Source organism: Methylobacterium nodulans ORS 2060, assembly GCF_000022085.1.
Classification (GTDB): Bacteria; Pseudomonadota; Alphaproteobacteria; order Rhizobiales; family Beijerinckiaceae; genus Methylobacterium; species Methylobacterium nodulans.
On record NC_011894.1, the window covers coordinates 2,984,536 to 3,001,295 of the forward strand.

Genomic DNA, 16,760 nt, shown 5'->3' on the forward strand with positions numbered 1-16,760 from the left:
CGCGGCATCCGCCGCGCCCCGCGTGCCCCGCGCCGCCATCCGCCCTCACGGAGAACCCCTGCCGATGACCGGCCGTCCCCGCTCCGGCCCGCTCCCCGTCCTCGCGGCGGCACTCTGCCTCGCCGGCGGGGCGCCCGCCCAGGCGCAGGTGACGTCCTTCCTCGACAGCCTGTTCGGCCGCAAGGATCCCGAGCCCGCCCAATCGGCGGAGCCCGGGGCGCCCGCGACCCTGACCCGGGCGCCGCTCCCTCCGCGCCGTCCGGCCACCCTCGGCAACGCCAAGCCGCCCGCGGAAGCGGCCGAGCCGGCGTCCGCGGCGGCGGCCGCCCCGCCGCAGCAGGTCGCGGCGGTGACGACCCCGGTCGCAGTCGATGCCGGCAATCCGACCGCGGTGATCGAACGCGCCAATGCCTATTTCAACGGCGTCTCGACGCTCACGGGCAACTTCGTCCAGATCGGCGCGGACGGGCGCAAGATCGGCGGCAAGCTGTACCTCGCCAAGCCCGGGCGGCTGCGCTTCGACTACGACCAGCCCTCGCCCCTCGAAGTCGTGGCCGACGGCACCTCGGTGGCGGTGCGCGACCGCAAGCTCGCCACCCAGGATCTCTACTTCATCTCGCAGACGCCGCTGAAATTCCTGCTGCGCGACCGGATCGACCTCGCCCGCGACCTGACCGTGACGGATGTCTCGGCCGATCCGGGCGGCGTGCGCATCAGCCTGGAGGACCGCTCGACGCTCGGCGGCACCTCGCGCATCGTCCTGCTCTTCGACGAGGCGATGAAGTCGCTCAGCCAGTGGCGCATCACCGACCCGCAGGGCTACCAGACCACGGTCCTGCTATCGAACCTGCAGCGCGGCCGGCCCATCGACGGCATGATGTTCGTCATCAATTACGGCCGGGCCGAGGACAAGGAGCTGGAGCAGCGCATGCGCCAGCAGCAGCCGCGCTGACGCTCATCCTCCCACTTAAGAAGATCCCTCCGGTGCGCCTCACCGTCTCGACCTGGAACATCAACTCCGTCCGCCTGCGCATCGACCTCGTGCGCCGTTTCCTCGACGAGGTGCGGCCCGACGTGCTGTGCCTGCAGGAGACGAAGTGCCCGAACGACCGCTTTCCCCTGAAGGAGCTGCAGGGCTTCGGCTATCCGCACATCGTCTTCGCCGGCCAGAAAGGCTATAATGGCGTGGCGATCCTCTCGCGCCTTCCGCTCCGCTCGCAGGAGGTGATGAGCTTCTGCGAGCGCCAGGATGCCCGCCACATCTCGGCGGTGCTGGGGCCGGAGGCGGGCGCGGCGGCGGGCATCGTGCTGCACGACTTCTACGTCCCGGCGGGCGGCGACGTGCCGGATGCCGCCCTCAACGACAAGTTCGCCCACAAGCTCGCCTTCATGGACGAGCTGCGCGCCTGGGGCGGCCGGCGCTCGACCAGCCCGGCGATCCTGGTCGGCGACCTCAACGTGGCACCGCTCGAGCATGACGTCTGGTCGCACAAGCAGCTCCTCGATGTGGTGAGCCACACGCCGGTCGAGACGGAGCGGCTCGAGACGCTGCGTGGCGAGGCAGGCTGGATCGACACCATGCGCCACCTGCGGCCGGAGCCGGAAAAAATCTACACGTGGTGGAGCTACCGCTCCCCCGACTGGGCCGCCGCCGACAAGGGCCGGCGCCTCGACCATATCTGGGTCACGCCGGACCTCGCCGGCACGGTGCGCTCGGTGACGGTCGCGCGGCATGCGCGGGCCTGGGAGAAGCCGTCCGACCATGTGCCGGTGACGGTGGAACTGGAATTGTAGGCGGCGCGAGATCACCCGGGGCCTGCGATCACCCTGCCGCCACCGCCTCCGGGATGCCGAAATCCTGCACCAGCGTCTGATGCCTGAGCGCGCCACCGATGCGCCGGTCCTGGCCAATTGCTGATCCGGCGGAGCGATTGACGCCTTCGGCGGCATCCGCCTATGATCCCAAATAAAGAAATACAATCCCAACATATGGGATTGTAGACTATCCGCCAGGGTGGGAAGGAAACCGAGATTATGGCAGCCAGGGCGCCCGCCGCGCACATCCCATCCCGTCGGATCCATCCTTTCGGATCAGCTCTCGACGCGGCCCGCTGACGCGGCCTGCGGCCGCACCGCAGCGCGTGATCTCCGCGCCGCATGCGCCCCCTCCCTTCAGCCAGGAATATCATCCCATGAAGCTGTTGCGCTACGGCCCTGCGGGCCAGGAACGGCCCGGCCTGCTCGACGCTGACGGCGGCATCCGCGACCTGTCGGGCCATGTCGCCGAGATCGGCCCCGACACGCTGGCGCCGGCCGCACTCGCCGCGCTGGCCAAGCTCGATCCGGGCTCGCTCCCGCTCGTCGAGGGCGCGCCGCGCCTCGGCGTGCCGCTGGCGGGGATCGGCAAGTTCATCGCCATCGGGCTCAACTACGCCGACCACGCCGCCGAATCCAACCTGCCGATCCCCGCCGAGCCGGTGGTCTTCACCAAGGCGATCAGCGCCCTCAGCGGGCCCCACGACCCGGTGATGCTGCCGCGCGATTCCGTGAAGAGCGACTGGGAGGTGGAACTCGGCATCGTGATCGGCCGGCGCGCGGCCTATGTCGAACGGGCCGAGGCGCTGGACTACGTCGCCGGCTATTGCGTGGTCAACGACGTCAGCGAGCGCGAATACCAGATCGAGCGCGGCGGCACCTGGGACAAGGGCAAGGGCTGCGACACCTTCGGGCCGGTCGGGCCCTGGCTGGTCACCGCCGACGAGGTGGGCGACCCGCAGGCCCTCGACCTCTGGCTCGACCTCAACGGCCGCCGCATGCAGACCGGCAACACCCGCACCATGATCTTCAGCTGCGCCGAGATCGTGGCCTATGTCAGCCGCTTCATGACGCTGCTGCCGGGCGATCTCATCACCACCGGCACGCCGCCGGGGGTCGGCATGGGCATCAAGCCGCAGCCGGTGTTCCTGAAGCCCGGCGACGTGATGCGGCTGGGCATCGAAAAGCTCGGCGAGCAGCGCCAGGCGGTGGTGGCCTGGCGCCGCCGGGAGGACTGAGCCGATGCCCTATGCCAACCGTTTCCAGGGCCGGAAGGCCATCGTCACCGGGGGCGCCTCCGGCATCGGGCTGTGCGTCGCGGCGCGGCTGGCCGCGGAGGGCGCCGCGGTCAGCCTGTGGGACCTGAGCGCGGAGGCGCTCAGCCAAGCCAAGGCCGCGAGCGGGGCCGCCGACACGCAGGCCCTCGACGTTGCGGATCCGGCCCGGGTGGCGGCGGCCATGCAGGCGAGCGTGGCGGCTTTGGGCGGGCTCGACGTGCTGGTGTGCAGCGCCGGCATCACCGGCCCCAACGCCACGGTGCGGGACTATCCGGTCGAGGCCTGGCAGCGGGTGATCGAGGTCAACCTGAACGGGCTGTTCTACTGCAACCGGGCGGCGGTGCCGGCCATGGAGGCGGGCGGCTACGGGCGGATCGTCAACGTGGCTTCGATTGCCGGCAAGGAGGGCAACCCGAACGCCTCGGCCTACAGCGCCTCGAAGGCGGGGGTGATCGGGCTGACCAAGTCGCTCGGCAAGGAACTGGCGCAGACCGGGATCCGGGTGAACTGCGTGACCCCGGCGGCGGTGCGCACCGCCATCTTCGACCAGATGACGCAGCAGCATATCGAGTTCATGCTGTCGAAGATCCCGCTCGGCCGCTTCGGCAGCATCGAGGAGATCGCGGCGCTGATCTGCTGGCTGGCGAGCGAGGAAGCCTCCTTCAGCACCGGGGCGGTGTTCGACCTCTCGGGCGGGCGCGCCACCTACTGATCCGGTCTGCGAACGGATCGTTCGCAGACCGTTTTATCGCGCCTGCGCGGCGCGGAACTCTGCTCCGCGCCGGCGTGAACGAAGCCGACATCCACATGGCAAAGCCATCCCGTATGGCAAAGCCATCGACCGGATGTCGGATGAGGCGAGCCGGCGCAAGGAGAGAACCCGTGGGTTCACGGGTAGAACGGACGAAGGCGCGCCCGGTCGAGCTTGGCGCGACGGTGTGCGGCATGGCGAAACCACGCGCATCCGCCCGGCGCCGATCAGGGAGTGGCGTCGGCGGCGCGATCGTGTATAGGGAAGGCAACCCTGCCGGCGCATGGCGGGGCTTTTCGCTTTGGGCGACCGCGCTGGACGACATCCCGGCCCGGCCGCTTCCGAGGCGGGAGCGGCCGACAGGGCCGCATCCGATCCCAACCCTGACCAGAAGGACACGCGATGTCGATCACGGCGGAGCGCAAGACCGCGCTCATCAAGGAATATGCCCGCGGCGGCGCCGATACCGGCTCGCCCGAGGTGCAGATCGCGATCCTCACCGAGCGGATCGCCAACCTGACCGGGCACTTCAAGACCCACACGAAGGACAACCACTCGCGCCGCGGCCTGCTCAAACTGGTCTCGCAGCGCCGGTCGCTCCTCGACTACCTGAAGCGCAAGGACGAGGCGCGCTACCGCGCGCTCATCGAGCGCCTCGGCATCCGCCGCTAAGGCGGCGCACGCGGCCCGGCTTGTCCGGGCCGCGTTTTCGCTTGGCGGTCCGCGCGCGGGCCCCGGGCGCGGCGCGGCGGCCTCCGAGGCGGCCAGCGTTCCCCGAGTGGGTCGGAATGGGTCCGGCCGCTCACCCTCCGGGACCCTGCGGGCGTCACCGCCAGGGCAGGATCGCCAGGGGCTCGGGCCTTGCGGCTTTGCAATCAAAGCCGCTCACGGGGCCGCAGAGCCTCTCGCCGTCTTGCGCTGGCGCCGCCTCTCCCGGACGACCGCATGAAGGCATGATGACATGTTCGACGTACAACGCGAAGAATTGCTCTGGGGCGGACGCAAGCTGGTGCTGGAGACCGGCAAGGTCGCCCGGCAGGCCGACGGGGCCGTGGTCGCGAGCTACGGGGAGACCACCGTGCTCGCCACCGTGGTGTCGCTCAAGGAGCCCAAGCCCGGCATCGACTTCCTGCCGCTCACGGTGAACTACCAGGAGCGGGCCTACGCCGCCGGCCGCATCCCGGGCGGCTACTTCAAGCGCGAGGGCCGTCCCTCCGAGAAGGAGACCCTGGTCTCCCGCCTGATCGACCGCCCGATCCGTCCCCTCTTCGTCGAGGGCTGGCGCAACGACACCCAGGTCGTCGTCACCGTGCTCTCGCACGATCTTGAGAACGACCCCGACATCGTCTCGATGGTGGCGGCCTCGGCCGCGCTCACCCTCTCGGGCGTGCCCTTCATGGGCCCGATCGGCGCCGCCCGGGTCGGCTATGTCGGCAACCAGTACAAGCTCAACCCCACCATCCAGGAGATGGAGGGCTCGAGCCTCGACCTCGTGGTGGCGGGCACCGAGGCCGCCGTGCTGATGGTCGAGTCCGAGGCCAAGGAGCTGCCCGAGGACGTGATGCTCGGGGCCGTGATGTTCGGCCACAAGCACTTCCAGCCGGTCATCGAGGCGATCATCCGGCTCGCCGAGAAGGCCGCCAAGGAGCCGCGCGACTTCCAGCCGACCGACCTGTCCGAGGTCGAGAAGGCGGTGCTGGAGATCGGCGAGGCGGATCTCCGCGAGGCCTACAAGAAGACGGTCAAGCAGGAGCGCTACGCCGCCGTCGACGCCGTCAAGGCGAAGGTGATGGCGGCGCTCGCCCCCGAGGAGGGCGAGGCCAAGTTCGAGCCCGAGACGGTCAAGGCCGCCTTCAAGGAGGTCCAGGCCAAGGTTGTGCGCTGGAACATCCTCGACACCGGCTCGCGCATCGACGGCCGCGACGTGCGCACGGTGCGCCCGATCCTCTCCGAAGTCGGCGTGCTGCCGCGCGCCCACGGCTCGGCCCTGTTCACCCGCGGCGAGACGCAGGCGCTGGTGGTGGCGACGCTCGGCACCGGCGACGACGAGCAGTTCATCGACGCGCTGGAGGGCACCTACAAGGAGACGTTCCTCCTCCACTACAACTTCCCGCCCTATTCGGTGGGCGAGACGGGCCGCATGGGCTCGCCGGGCCGGCGCGAGATCGGCCACGGCAAGCTGGCCTGGCGCGCAGTGCATCCGCTCCTGCCGGCGGCGCACGAGTTCCCCTACACGATCCGCGTCGTGTCGGAGATCACCGAGTCGAACGGCTCCTCCTCCATGGCGACCGTCTGCGGCTCGTCGCTGGCGCTGATGGATGCGGGCGTGCCGTTGCGCCGTCCGGTGGCGGGCATCGCCATGGGCCTGATCCTGGAAGGCGAGCGCTTCGCGGTGCTCTCCGACATCCTGGGCGACGAGGACCACCTCGGCGACATGGACTTCAAGGTGGCCGGCACGTCCGAGGGCGTCACCTCGCTCCAGATGGACATCAAGATCGCCGGCATCACCGAGGAGATCATGCGGGTCGCCCTCGATCAGGCGAAGGACGGCCGCGCCCACATCCTCGGCGAGATGGCCAAGGCCCTGACGGCGGCCCGGCCCGAACTCGGCGAGCATGCGCCGCGCATCGAGACCATGCAGATCCCGACCGACAAGATCCGCGAGGTCATCGGCACCGGCGGCAAGGTCATCCGCGAGATCGTGGAGAAGACCGGCGCCAAGATCGACATCCAGGATACCGGCGTCATCAAGATCGCCTCGTCCGATGCCAAGGCCATCAAGGCGGCCTACAACTGGATCCGCTCGATCGTGGCGGAGCCGGAAGCGGGCATGATCTACGACGGCACGGTCGTGAAGACGATGGAGTTCGGCGCCTTCATCAACTTCTTCGGCGCCAAGGACGGCCTCGTCCACATCTCGGAGCTCGCGCCCCAGCGCGTCGCCAAGGTCACCGACGTGGTGAAGGAGGGCGACAAGGTGAAGGTGAAGTTCCTCGGCCAGGACGAGCGCGGCAAGATCCGCCTCTCGATGAAGGTCGTCGACCAGCAGACCGGCGAGGACATTACCGAGAAGCTCAAGGCCGAGCGCGAGGCCGACCGCAACCGCGAGCGGCAGGCGCGCCAGAGCGCGGGCGAGTGATCGCCCGCCCCCATCATCACGCTGAACGGAGCGCGGCCCGAGAGGGCCGCGCTTCGCGTTTGACATGAGTTCACCAACAGGCCGGGCCGCCCCTGAGGGATGAAACCGGCTGACTGAGCGCTCCCCATCTGTGGCCACCAACCCCGGCCCTCATGCTGAGGTGCCCGCGTCAGCGGGCCTCGAAGCACGCCGGAACGGTGGTCCGAGGCTATGGTGGATGGGATCACCGGTCCGGGGTTCGTGCCGGCTGATGCCGGCCAGAGGGCCGGAGCCTGCCAACGTGGTGCTATCCGCGCAGCACAGCGGTGAACTCGCGGATGTTGTGGCGCATCATGTCGATATAGGTCGGAGCCGGCCCATCCCGCTCCGAGAGCGCGTCGGAGAAGATCCGTCCGCCCGCCTTCGCCCCGGTCTCCCGCGCGATCTGCAGCATCAGCCGGGGATCGCTGATGTTCTCAAGAAACACCGCCGGGATCTTCTCGCGCTTCACCTGAGCGATGATGCGGGCGACGTCCTTGGCCGTGGCCTCGGTGTCGCTCGACACGCCCTGGGGTGCGATGAAGCGCATCCCATAGGTCTTCGCGAAATAGCCGAAGGCGTCGTGCGTGGTGATGACGCGGCGCCGCTCCTCCGGGATTCCCGCGATGGCGGCCCGGACCTCGCCTTCGAGCGCGTCGAGCTTGGCGAGGTAGGCGGCCGCGTTCGCCTCGTAGGCGCTCCGCCCCTCGGGATCGACGCCGATCAGCCCCTCGCGGATCGCCGCCACGTATCGCTTGGCGTTGCCGATGCTCTGCCAGGCATGGGGATCGATCGAGTGCGCGTCGTGCCCGCCATGCCCGTGCCCATCCTCCTCGCGAATCGGCGTCACGCCCCTCGACGCGACCACCAAAGGTGCCCGGGTGCCGGAAGCCTTCACCAACCGCTCGATCCAGCCCTCGAAGTCGAGACCGTTGATCACGACGAGCTGCGCTCCGGCGAGCTTGCGCGCATCGCTCGGCGCAGGCGAGAAGGTGTGCGCATCGCCGTTCGGTCCGACCAGCACCGCGACCTCGACCCGATCGCCGCCGACCTGATGCACGAGATCGCCGAGGATCGAGAAGCTGGCCACCGCCTTGAGCGGATCGGCCGAGGCCGCCCCGATTCCTGCCAGCGTCGCCACGAGCGCGAGCGCTGCGATTCTCCACCTGCGCATAGAGCTCCCCGTCTGCTTGAGAGCAGGCACCTTAGCGGGGCGCCGAAATAACGCAACATTATTACATATCGGGTGGCTTGCCTGCCGCGCGGTTCCGCCTCACGGCCGGAGCCGCGAACGGCGAGGCGAAGCGGCAGGGGGCCGCAGGACCGACGACGCGAGCGCGACGGCTGGTCTGCCCAATGTCGCAGCAGGGTGCGACGCGACTTTGGGCATGGCGTCACGGCCGCCAGGACGTCTGCACAAAATGCACGCAATGGCTGAAATCTGGGCAGAGGTTGCGGGCTTGACGCCCCAATGACGGTCCGGTCAGATCGGGTCTTGGTCGCGGTTCGCCGCTCAGAGCCGTGCCCGACCCAACGGGGTCGGATCATGGCTCACAGGTCTTGATTTCACGCGCTCCCTTGCGCCGAACCGGGGTCCACGTCGGCGGGAGCGCTCTAAGGCAGGGACATGGCGCAGCGCGCTCACACTACCCGGTCTGCTCTGCGGCGATGGATGAGTGCGGACGACGCGGCCTGCCGGGCGTGCCATGGACAGATGCGGTCGCCCTCCGAAGCTCTGCCCCATGCCCGCCTGATGGTCGTGGCCTCTACGCCGGTCGTCGAGGCCTTCGGGGGCGGTATCGAGACCCGCTACATCTGCCTCGATTGCGGCCACACGCTGATGCACTCGACGGGACGGTTCGGCCAGGGTTGGCACTGATCGGTCGGCCGGCCGCCCGAGTTGCTGAGGCGTCGGATTCCGTGATAGCGCCCTGCATTGCTTAAGTGAAGGAAGGGCCGGGATGGCGGGGGGCGCACGCATCAGGAGCGGCGCGGCGGGCTGCGCCGTCCCGTGAGGTCCTCCCCGCCCTCGACGGGGTTCGCCCCGGTCGCACGCGACCGCTCCTTCCTGATCGGAATCGGCTGGGCGCTGCTCGCCGTCACCATCTGGGGCGGATGGTTCGTGGTGACGCGCCGCGCCGTCGGGACCGGCAATGTGCTCGGGCCCGCCGATCTCGTGGCGATCCGGTTCGGGTGCGGAGGGCTGATCCTGCTGCCGGTGGTGCTGCGTCTGCGCCGCCTCACGCGCCGTGATGCCGCCGACGCGGTGTGGCTCATCCTCGGGCAGGGCGCGCCCTTCGCCCTTCTGATCTCGATCGCCCTGCGGTATGCGCCTGCGGGCCATGGGGCCGCCCTCACGCCCGGCACCATGCCGCTGATGGCGGCCGTGCTCGGAATTCTCTGCCTCAGGGATCGGCCGAGCCGCACGGCGCTGGCGGGTCTCGCGCTCATCCTGGTCGGCGCCCTCGCCCTGGCCGGGGCGGTCGAGACGAGGGAGGAACTCCTCGGCTACGGCATGTTCCTCGCTGCCGCCCTGCTCTGGGCGATCGGCACCGTGCGGATGCGCCGCTCGGCCCTTCGACCGGTCGAGGCCACGGCGCTGATCTGCGTCGCCTCCCTCATCGGCTACGTGCCGCCTTACCTGGCTCTCGGCCTGTCCCGGATCCCGGCCGCGCCCGCGGGGGAACTCGCGCTGCAGGTGATCTACCAGGGCGTGCTGGTCAGCGTGGTCGGGCTCCTCGCCTTCAACCGCTCGCTCGCCCTGATCGGCCGGCGCACGCCGGCCTTCACCGCCCTCGTTCCGGTCATCGCGACGCTCCTGGCGATCCCGGTGCTCGGCGAGTTCCCGAGCGTGGCGAGCGCCCTCGCGGTCGCGGCGATCGCCCTCGGCGTGCTCCTCACTACCCGCGGGTGACGCTGCGGCAAAGCCGCTCACTCGCGCCTGAGGAGGCGGTCCACCAGGATGTCCGACCAGAACCCCGCCTGGAAATCCCGCTGCAGCCTCTCCGGATCGTAGTGGTGCTCGACCCAGTCGAGGAAGCTCAGGCCCTTCGCCTCGCCCTCCAGGAGGTAGCGGTCGAAGAACGCGTCGAGGATGCCGGTCTTGGCGAAGCGGAAATGCCCGTAGCGCGGCGAGAGCTGGCGGGCAGCCTCCGCGACCGGCCGGCCCTCGTGGAGGATGAGGTAGAGGGCGGCGGCGAAGCCCGCCCGATCCGCGCCCGACTTGCAGTGGATCAGCGCCGGATACTCGACGCCCGCGAAGAAGTCGCGGGCGGAGAGCAGCATCGCGCGGTCGGGCGCCTCGCGCGAGCGCACCACGAACTCGCGCAGCAGCAGACCCTCGCGCTCGCAGGCCTCGCGCTGGAGCTGCCAGGACCCGTGCTCGCGTCCGCCGCGCAGGGAGATGATGGTGCGCAATCCCTGCCGCTTGAACCACGCCAGATCGTGGGGCGCCGGCTGGGCCGAGCGCCACAGGAGGCCGCGCCCGATGCGGTGCCGGTTGAGGTAGGCCAGCCGCAGCACGCCGTGATCGACGAGCAGCATGTTCACCCAGGCGCGCAGCCGGTTGCGGCGACCGGCGATCGGCTTCTCCCAGCGGGCGATGCGCGCCATGCGCCGGGCGTAGCGGGTCTCAGGCGGAAGGAAGCGGTTGAACACGCGGTCGGAATCGTTGCCAGAGGGGCTGCAGGCCGTCCGGAGCCGCGGCGAGTCCGCTTGACCCGCCGGTTGTCCTGAAGCAGTGGCGGCATGTAGCAGCCGCGTGTCGGTTCGGCAACGATCGGACAGGTTGCAGGCCGGCTCAGCCGCGTGGCATTGCATTTGCTCCGCCCCGTACCGCATCCTGCGAATGGCCGAGCTCGGTGTCTCGGGGGATGGCCGCAGACGGATCAGAGGCGGAAGGAGGGAGCCGTGAGCACACAGGTCGTCAGCATCCGCCGGGCGCGCCAGGACGATGCCGCGATGCTGTCGGACGTCTTCGACGCGGCGTGGCGGGAGGCTTACCAGGGCATCATTCCGGGCGTCGCCCTCGACCGCATGCTGGCCCGGCGGGGACCGATCTGGTGGCGCTCGACGGTGGGGCGCGGCCGGCCGCTCGTCGTGCTGGAGGTTGGCGAGGCGGTCGTCGGCTACGTCTCCTATGGCCGCTGCCGCGACCGCACGCTGAAGGCCGAGGGCGAGATCGACGAGATCTACCTCGCACCGGCCTATCAGGGCCTCGGCTACGGCACGCGCCTGTTCAAGGCCGTCCGCAACGACCTGCGGGACCGGGACGTGTCCCGGGTCGCGGTCTGGTCCCTCGCCGACAATCTCCGCGCGCGCGACTTCTACGAGCGCATGGGCGGCCAAGTCGTTGCGCAGGCGACCGACCGGGTCGCGGGGGCGAGCCTCGCCAAGGTGGCCTATCTGTTCGCGTGATCGGAGTCGCACGCCCCTCCGAGTTCTCTCGCAATGCGCTTGTGTTGATCCGCCCGGGTCTCTAAGCACCGAGCGACCCGGGGCGTGCCGCCCCGATTGCGAGGAGTGCGGTCATGCGTCTCGACGCCGTCGCCATCGGCAAGAATCCGCCCGAAGATGTCAATGTCGTCATCGAAGTACCGGTCGGCGGCGAGCCGATCAAGTACGAGATGGACAAGGATGCGGGCACGCTGATCGTCGACCGGTTCCTCTACACGGCGATGCACTACCCGGGGAATTACGGCTTCATTCCCCACACGCTGTCGGGCGACGGCGATCCTTGCGACGTGCTGATCGCGAATACCCGGGCCATCGTGCCGGGCGCGATCATGAGCGTGCGCCCCGTCGGCGTCCTCGTGATGGAGGACAATGCCGGCGAGGACGAGAAGATCGTCGCGGTGCCCTCGCGCCATCTCACCAAGCGCTACGACCGCGTCGAGAACTACACCGATCTGCCGGATATCACGCTCCACCAGATCCAGCACTTCTTCGAGCACTACAAGGATCTCGAGCCCGGCAAGTGGGTGAAGATCGTCCGCTGGGGCGACAAGGCCGAGGCGCAGCGCCTGATCGTTGAGGGGATCGAGCGGGCCAAGAGCAAGGCCTGAGACGGCAAGGCCCGAGCCGCGTCGGGGCCCGGGCCTGCGGGCGCTCAGCGGGCCCGCAGGCCCTCGTCCCAGATGCTCCAGGCGAAGACCTCGCGGCCGGCGCCGTCGATGACGCGCACGGCCTCGGCGGCCGGGCCGAGGCGCTGCGGCACCCGGGCGCGGCGGAAGAGCCGCAACGCCCGCTCGCGGACCGCCTCCAGGCCGGAGACGCGGACCGAGGCCCGCTGGACGAGGCCATCCGGGCCGGTGATCTCGATGTGAAAGGTTTCGCGCAACGCCAGGGCTCCTCGGGGCGCCCTCCTTACGGCAAGCCCGCCCGGCCGCGCCAGAGGTGCGGTCGAAGGGTGCGTTCGAGCGGTCCGTCGCGGAGCGTGAAACGAGGGCCGGGACCCTCCCTCTCAGCGACACGCCCGCGTTGTCTTCGGATCGTCCCGGTGGATTGGGCTTACGGGATCCCGCCTTAAGCCCGACCCGCGGAGACCGATCGGAGGCCGCGCTCAGCTCAAGGCTTGGCTCGCCAGCGCGTAGGTGATCGGCATCGTTCCCGGTCCGCCGGTCCCCCGGGCAAGCCAGGGCCGGCCAAGAGACATCGTGGTCACAGTGTCGCAGACCGGCAACCCGGAGCGCATCAGGAACTCGGCAAAGGGACCGGTCTTCTGCCGCGTGTCCAGGCGCAGGAAGCGGCCGGCATGCGCGGCGACGTGCGGCCGGGCGACGGCGATCGCGTCCGCATCGCACGACGCGACGAGGGGACCGATGACATGGCCGCGCCCGAAGGGGCGGCAGAGCGCGAAGGCCGCGATCAGCCCTCCGCGCAGGAGCACGGTCCCCGTCGACGCCGCGAGGAGGCGCGGCAGCAGGTCGGACCGCTGCGTGCCGAACGCCCGTGCGTCGAGCATGATCAGGGCGTCGAGGTCGGCGGACTCCACCGCGCGCACGAGGGTGCCCGGAGGAGGCGGAGCGCTGTCGGGCATCACGGCGTCGCCGTTGCACTGGTAGACCGTTGCCTCGTCGACGAAGCCGAGGGAGCGGTACAGGCGGTGGGCCGCTCGCGTCGCGTTGAGGCCGAGCGCGCGCGCTCCCGTCGCGGCGAGGACCCGTTCCATGAGCCAGCGCCCCGCACCCAGCGCTTGCAGGCGCGGCGAGGTGATGACCATCCCGACCGTCGCGAAGGTGTCGGAATAGGGAAACCACATCGCCGTGCCGACGATGCGGCCGATCTCGTCCAGCGCGGCGATGCCCCGTCCGGCCGCGATCAGCATGCGCCAGTCATCGGCGCGATGCGGCCAGCGAACGCCGATCGACAAGGCGTGCAACGCGTCGGGATCGACCTCGGCGATGTCGACCGCCGTCAGCGCGAAGGTCTCAAGCAGAATGGACTCGTTCCTTGCCACCGGTCGCCCTGCCGCAGAAGCCCGGCATGTCTCCGCAAGCGGGATGAGGCCGAGCCTGTCGCCCGCAGCCATTCTGACTCATCCGCCGCAACAGACTGCGCCTCATGTCGGCCTCGTTTCGGAACTTTCCACCGAAGCGGTCCGGGTTTCGGGGGCGTCGGCCTGCCGCACCGGTCGCGGCGGGCGGCTCCGTGCCTGAGATCCGGGAGAGAACAGCGCGATCTGCCGCCGCGCTCCGCCGCTTCGGTCCATCCTGCCGGCCGCCGAAGTCCACTGTCCCGATCCCACCCTCCGGGATCGCGATGCCCATGGCCTTCCTGTTCACGTCGGACGCGGCCCGCGCCAAGGTCTTCGCCGCCGAGTTCGCCCGCGAGTTGCCGGCGCTGCGCTTCGTCACCGACGCGGGCGCGGTCGATCCGGCTGAGATCCGCTACCTGCTGGCCTGGACCCTGCCGGACGACATGACCCGCTTCACCGGCCTTGAGGCGCTGTTCTGCGTCGGCGCGGGGGTCGACCAGCTGCGCCTCGACGCGCTGCCCCCGGGGCTCAAGGTCGTGCGGATGGTCGAGGAGGGCATCGTCCGCATGATGCAGGAATACGTGGCTCTCGGCGTCCTCGTGCTGCATCGCGAGCTGCCCGGCTACGTGGCCCAGAAGGCGGAGCGGACCTGGCGGGCGCGGCCCGTCCGGCCGGCGGCGGAGCGGCGCGTCGGCGTGCTCGGCCTCGGCGCGCTCGGCCAGGCCGCCCTGGAGCGCCTGCGACCCTTCGGCTTTCCCCTGTCCGGCTGGAGCCGCTCGCCGCGCACGATCCCCGGCGTCGCCTGCCACCATGGACCGGAGGCGCTCGAAGGGTTCCTCGGCCAGACCGACATCCTCGTCTGCCTCCTGCCGCTCACCCCGGAGACCCGCGGCATCCTCGGCGCGGACCTCTTCGCGGCTCTCCCCCAGGGCGCGGGCCTCGTCCATGCCGGCCGCGGCGCCCAGCTCGACGCCGCGGCGCTGATCGCCGCCCTCGATTCCGGCCACCTCGCCGGCGCCGTGATCGACGTCACCGAGCCGGAGCCCCTGCCCGCCGACCATCCCCTCTGGGCGCACCCCAAGGTGCTCATCACCCCGCACGTCGCCAGCGTCACGCAGCCCGAGACCGCCGCCCGGGCGGTGATCGCCAATATCCGGCGGCTGGAGGCGGGCCTCGATCCCATCGGCCTCGTCGACCGTGCCCGAGGCTACTGATCCACGAAGAAGGATTCTTCCATGTCTCTCCTGAAGACCATCGACCCCGCGCCGACGGGCACGCCGACGGAATCGAAGGCCGCGCCCGAGCGCCTCATCTCCGGGGATCCAGCCTTCAAGACCTGGGCGCAGGACGATTCGCGCGGCGGCACGGTGCGCACCGGCGTCTGGGAAGCGACGCCCGGCGAGACGCGCTCGATCAAGGGCGAGACCTTCGAATTCTGCCACATCCTCCAGGGTGTCGTGGAGATCGCGGAGGATGGCGGCGAGACGCGGACCTACCGCGCCGGCGACAGTTTCGTGATGAAGCCCGGCTTCACCGGCATCTGGCGGACGATCGAGACCGTCCGCAAGATCTACGTCGTCGTCGCGTGACCCCGACGCTCGGGCCCTTCCTCGGCCTTCTCCGGGTGCAGCACCGGGCGGCCGAAGAATGCGCCGCCGGGAGCTCGGAAACGGAATGATCCGTCGCGCCGGGCGAGGCGGTCGGAGCAAGCTGCGGCGGGGCGAAGATTAGCCTCCGGCCATGCGCCGCGGGGATGCCTCATGAGCCTGAGCTTCGATCCGGATCGTCTCGACCTGCCGACCGGGCACTTCATCGCGGGGAGGCTCGTCCCCGCGCGGGGCGAGCTGCCCCTGCATCGCCCGTCCGATGGCGCGCCCTTCGCGGCCTGCCCGGTGGCGGATGCGGGCGTCGTGGACGAGGCGGTGGCGGCGGCCGGCCGCGCGCTCCGCACGAGCGGCTGGGCGGATGTGCGCCCTCGGGAGCGCACCCGGGCTCTGCAGCGCTGGGCGGACCTCGTCGAGGCGGAGGCGGACAGGCTGGCCCGGCTGGAGGCCGTCGCCTCCACGCGCCCGGTGGGCCAGCTCGTCGCGGGCGACATCGCCGTGACCGCGGAGCAGATCCGCTTCTTCGCGGAATTCGCGGACAAGGAGACGGACGACCTCGTTCCCACGCAGGCGGACAGCCTCGGCCTCGTCATGAGCGAGCCCTACGGCGTCGTCGGCGCGATCACGCCCTGGAACTTCCCCCTCTCGATGGCGGGTTGGAAGCTCGGGCCGGCGCTCGCGGCGGGCAACGCGGTGGTGCTCAAGCCCTCCGAGATGACGCCGTTCTCGACCCTCTACCTCGCCGAGCTGTCCGTCCGGGCGGGGGTCCCCGCCGGGCTCGTCAGCGTCGTCCTGGGCGACGGGCCGACCACCGGCACCGCGCTCACCGGCCATCCCGACATCGGCAAGGTCAGCTTCACCGGATCCACCGCGGCCGGCAGCGCGATCATGGCGAACGTGGCGCGCACCGGCGTGAAGCCGGTCACCCTGGAGCTCGGCGGCAAGAGCCCGCAGGTCGTCTTCGCCGACGCCGACCTGGCGCTCGCCGCCCGCGCGGTCGCCCACAGCATCCTCGCCAATGCCGGCCAGGCCTGCGTCGCCGGGACCCGCCTCATCGTCGCCGAGGCGATCGCCGAGGCCCTGACGGACGCCGTCCGCGCGCATCTTGCTGACATCCGCCCCGGCCCGACCTGGGACGCCGCCACGACCTACGCCCCGATCATCTCGGAGCGGCAGATCGCCCGGATCGAGGGGATCGTGACCACGGCGATCGCGGCCGGCGCCGCCTGCCTGACGGGGGGCGAGCGGATCGACCGCCCCGGCTATTTCTACGCGCCGACGATCCTGCACCGGGTCGACGCCGCGTCTCCCGCCGTGCGCGAAGAGATCTTCGGGCCGGTGCTGACCGTGCAGACCTTCCGGGACGAGGAGGAGGCGCTGGCGCTCGCCGATCACCCGACCTATGGCCTCGCTGCGGGCCTCTTCACGCGCGACCTCTCGCGGGCCCTGCGGGTCACGCGGCGGCTCCAGGCCGGCACGGTCTGGGTGAACCGCTACGGGCGCTCGCGCGACCACATCCTGCCGACCGGCGGCTACAAGCGCTCGGGCATCGGCAAGGACCTCGGCCGCGAGGCCTATCTGGCGAACCGGCGCACGAAAAGCGTGCTCATCGACCTCTGATCCTCGGGAGCCGGCATACCCGACCGCCTCGGCACGCATCCCGGACAGACTTCCGGAGCCG

The 16,760-nt window shown here is 70.4% G+C and carries 17 protein-coding genes; 13 read left to right on the top strand and 4 right to left on the bottom strand.

Going from position 1 to position 16,760, the window contains the following annotated elements; genetic code table 11:
- Positions 1–64 precede the first annotated feature (64 nt).
- The 6 genes from MNOD_RS13770 to pnp all read left to right on the top strand — a co-directional run bounded on the left by MNOD_RS13770 (position 65) and on the right by pnp (position 6,982).
- A complete protein-coding gene (locus tag MNOD_RS13770; protein ID WP_043748672.1) occupies positions 65–952 on the top strand; it encodes an outer-membrane lipoprotein carrier protein LolA in 888 nt (295 codons plus the stop codon).
- 32 nt (positions 953–984) lie between these two features.
- Complete coding sequence (xth, locus tag MNOD_RS13775; protein WP_015929519.1) at positions 985–1,794, top strand: exodeoxyribonuclease III; 810 nt, start codon at positions 985–987, stop codon at positions 1,792–1,794.
- A gap of 398 nt (positions 1,795–2,192) precedes the next feature.
- Positions 2,193–3,053, top strand: coding sequence for a 2,4-didehydro-3-deoxy-L-rhamnonate hydrolase (locus MNOD_RS13780; RefSeq protein WP_015929520.1), 861 nt, complete (start codon positions 2,193–2,195; stop codon positions 3,051–3,053).
- Positions 3,054–3,057: 4 nt separating this feature from the next.
- Positions 3,058–3,804, top strand: a complete 747-nt coding sequence (locus MNOD_RS13785; protein ID WP_015929521.1) for an SDR family NAD(P)-dependent oxidoreductase — start codon at positions 3,058–3,060, stop codon at positions 3,802–3,804.
- 441 nt (positions 3,805–4,245) lie between these two features.
- Positions 4,246–4,515: a 30S ribosomal protein S15 gene (gene rpsO, locus MNOD_RS13790; protein WP_015929522.1), complete on the top strand. Its 270-nt coding sequence runs from the start codon at positions 4,246–4,248 to the stop codon at positions 4,513–4,515.
- Between the two features lie 289 nt (positions 4,516–4,804).
- Positions 4,805–6,982 carry a polyribonucleotide nucleotidyltransferase gene (pnp, locus tag MNOD_RS13795; RefSeq protein ID WP_015929523.1) on the top strand — a complete coding sequence of 726 codons (2,178 nt, stop codon included), beginning with the start codon at positions 4,805–4,807 and terminating at the stop codon, positions 6,980–6,982.
- A gap of 286 nt (positions 6,983–7,268) precedes the next feature.
- Here pnp and MNOD_RS13800 read toward each other — a convergent pair whose 3' ends face one another.
- Positions 7,269–8,174 carry a metal ABC transporter substrate-binding protein gene (locus MNOD_RS13800; RefSeq protein ID WP_015929524.1) on the bottom strand — a complete coding sequence of 302 codons (906 nt, stop codon included), beginning with the start codon at positions 8,172–8,174 and terminating at the stop codon, positions 7,269–7,271.
- 540 nt (positions 8,175–8,714) lie between these two features.
- On the opposite strand from MNOD_RS13800, the gene MNOD_RS13805 reads away from it, so the two are divergent.
- Both MNOD_RS13805 and MNOD_RS13810 read left to right on the top strand, forming a co-directional pair.
- Positions 8,715–8,879 (top strand): hypothetical protein, encoded by a 165-nt coding sequence (locus tag MNOD_RS13805; protein WP_244424725.1) that lies wholly within the window; start codon positions 8,715–8,717, stop codon positions 8,877–8,879.
- A gap of 132 nt (positions 8,880–9,011) precedes the next feature.
- Positions 9,012–9,914, top strand: coding sequence for a DMT family transporter (locus MNOD_RS13810; protein ID WP_015929526.1), 903 nt, complete (start codon positions 9,012–9,014; stop codon positions 9,912–9,914).
- Between the two features lie 17 nt (positions 9,915–9,931).
- Here MNOD_RS13810 and MNOD_RS13815 read toward each other — a convergent pair whose 3' ends face one another.
- A complete protein-coding gene (locus tag MNOD_RS13815; RefSeq protein ID WP_015929527.1) occupies positions 9,932–10,657 on the bottom strand; it encodes a tyrosine-protein phosphatase in 726 nt (241 codons plus the stop codon).
- A 252-nt stretch (positions 10,658–10,909) separates the two neighbouring features.
- Here MNOD_RS13815 and MNOD_RS13820 point away from each other — a divergent pair, with 252 nt between their 5' ends.
- Entirely contained in the window at positions 10,910–11,416 is a 507-nt protein-coding gene (locus MNOD_RS13820) for a GNAT family N-acetyltransferase (RefSeq protein ID WP_015929528.1), read from the top strand.
- Between the two features lie 113 nt (positions 11,417–11,529).
- Positions 11,530–12,063, top strand: a complete 534-nt coding sequence (gene ppa / locus MNOD_RS13825) for an inorganic diphosphatase (protein WP_015929529.1) — start codon at positions 11,530–11,532, stop codon at positions 12,061–12,063.
- A 44-nt stretch (positions 12,064–12,107) separates the two neighbouring features.
- On the opposite strand, the gene MNOD_RS13830 is transcribed toward ppa, so the two are convergent.
- Positions 12,108–12,338, bottom strand: coding sequence for a hypothetical protein (locus MNOD_RS13830; protein ID WP_015929530.1), 231 nt, complete (start codon positions 12,336–12,338; stop codon positions 12,108–12,110).
- Positions 12,339–12,560: 222 nt separating this feature from the next.
- Positions 12,561–13,457, bottom strand: a complete 897-nt coding sequence (locus tag MNOD_RS13835) for a GNAT family N-acetyltransferase (protein ID WP_043748678.1) — start codon at positions 13,455–13,457, stop codon at positions 12,561–12,563.
- 308 nt (positions 13,458–13,765) lie between these two features.
- Between MNOD_RS13835 and MNOD_RS13840 the strand changes: the two genes are divergently transcribed.
- From MNOD_RS13840 to MNOD_RS13850, 3 genes are all read left to right on the top strand, one after another.
- Positions 13,766–14,689 carry a 2-hydroxyacid dehydrogenase gene (locus MNOD_RS13840; RefSeq protein WP_043748681.1) on the top strand — a complete coding sequence of 308 codons (924 nt, stop codon included), beginning with the start codon at positions 13,766–13,768 and terminating at the stop codon, positions 14,687–14,689.
- A 21-nt stretch (positions 14,690–14,710) separates the two neighbouring features.
- A complete protein-coding gene (locus tag MNOD_RS13845) occupies positions 14,711–15,064 on the top strand; it encodes a cupin domain-containing protein (protein WP_015929533.1) in 354 nt (117 codons plus the stop codon).
- Positions 15,065–15,235: 171 nt separating this feature from the next.
- Positions 15,236–16,699 (top strand): aldehyde dehydrogenase family protein, encoded by a 1,464-nt coding sequence (locus MNOD_RS13850; RefSeq protein WP_015929534.1) that lies wholly within the window; start codon positions 15,236–15,238, stop codon positions 16,697–16,699.
- Positions 16,700–16,760: the final 61 nt, after the last annotated feature.

Coding starts and splice junctions, on each gene's coding strand:
- MNOD_RS13770 (WP_043748672.1), top strand. CDS start 65: ATGACCGGCCGTCCCCGCTCCGGCCCGCTCCCCGTCCTCGCGGCGGCA.
- MNOD_RS13850 (WP_015929534.1), top strand. CDS start 15,236: ATGAGCCTGAGCTTCGATCCGGATCGTCTCGACCTGCCGACCGGGCAC.
- MNOD_RS13780 (WP_015929520.1), top strand. CDS start 2,193: ATGAAGCTGTTGCGCTACGGCCCTGCGGGCCAGGAACGGCCCGGCCTG.
- MNOD_RS13800 (WP_015929524.1), bottom strand. CDS start 8,174: ATGCGCAGGTGGAGAATCGCAGCGCTCGCGCTCGTGGCGACGCTGGCA.
- ppa (WP_015929529.1), top strand. CDS start 11,530: ATGCGTCTCGACGCCGTCGCCATCGGCAAGAATCCGCCCGAAGATGTC.
- MNOD_RS13840 (WP_043748681.1), top strand. CDS start 13,766: ATGGCCTTCCTGTTCACGTCGGACGCGGCCCGCGCCAAGGTCTTCGCC.
- MNOD_RS13785 (WP_015929521.1), top strand. CDS start 3,058: ATGCCCTATGCCAACCGTTTCCAGGGCCGGAAGGCCATCGTCACCGGG.
- pnp (WP_015929523.1), top strand. CDS start 4,805: ATGTTCGACGTACAACGCGAAGAATTGCTCTGGGGCGGACGCAAGCTG.
- rpsO (WP_015929522.1), top strand. CDS start 4,246: ATGTCGATCACGGCGGAGCGCAAGACCGCGCTCATCAAGGAATATGCC.
- MNOD_RS13805 (WP_244424725.1), top strand. CDS start 8,715: ATGCGGTCGCCCTCCGAAGCTCTGCCCCATGCCCGCCTGATGGTCGTG.
- MNOD_RS13845 (WP_015929533.1), top strand. CDS start 14,711: ATGTCTCTCCTGAAGACCATCGACCCCGCGCCGACGGGCACGCCGACG.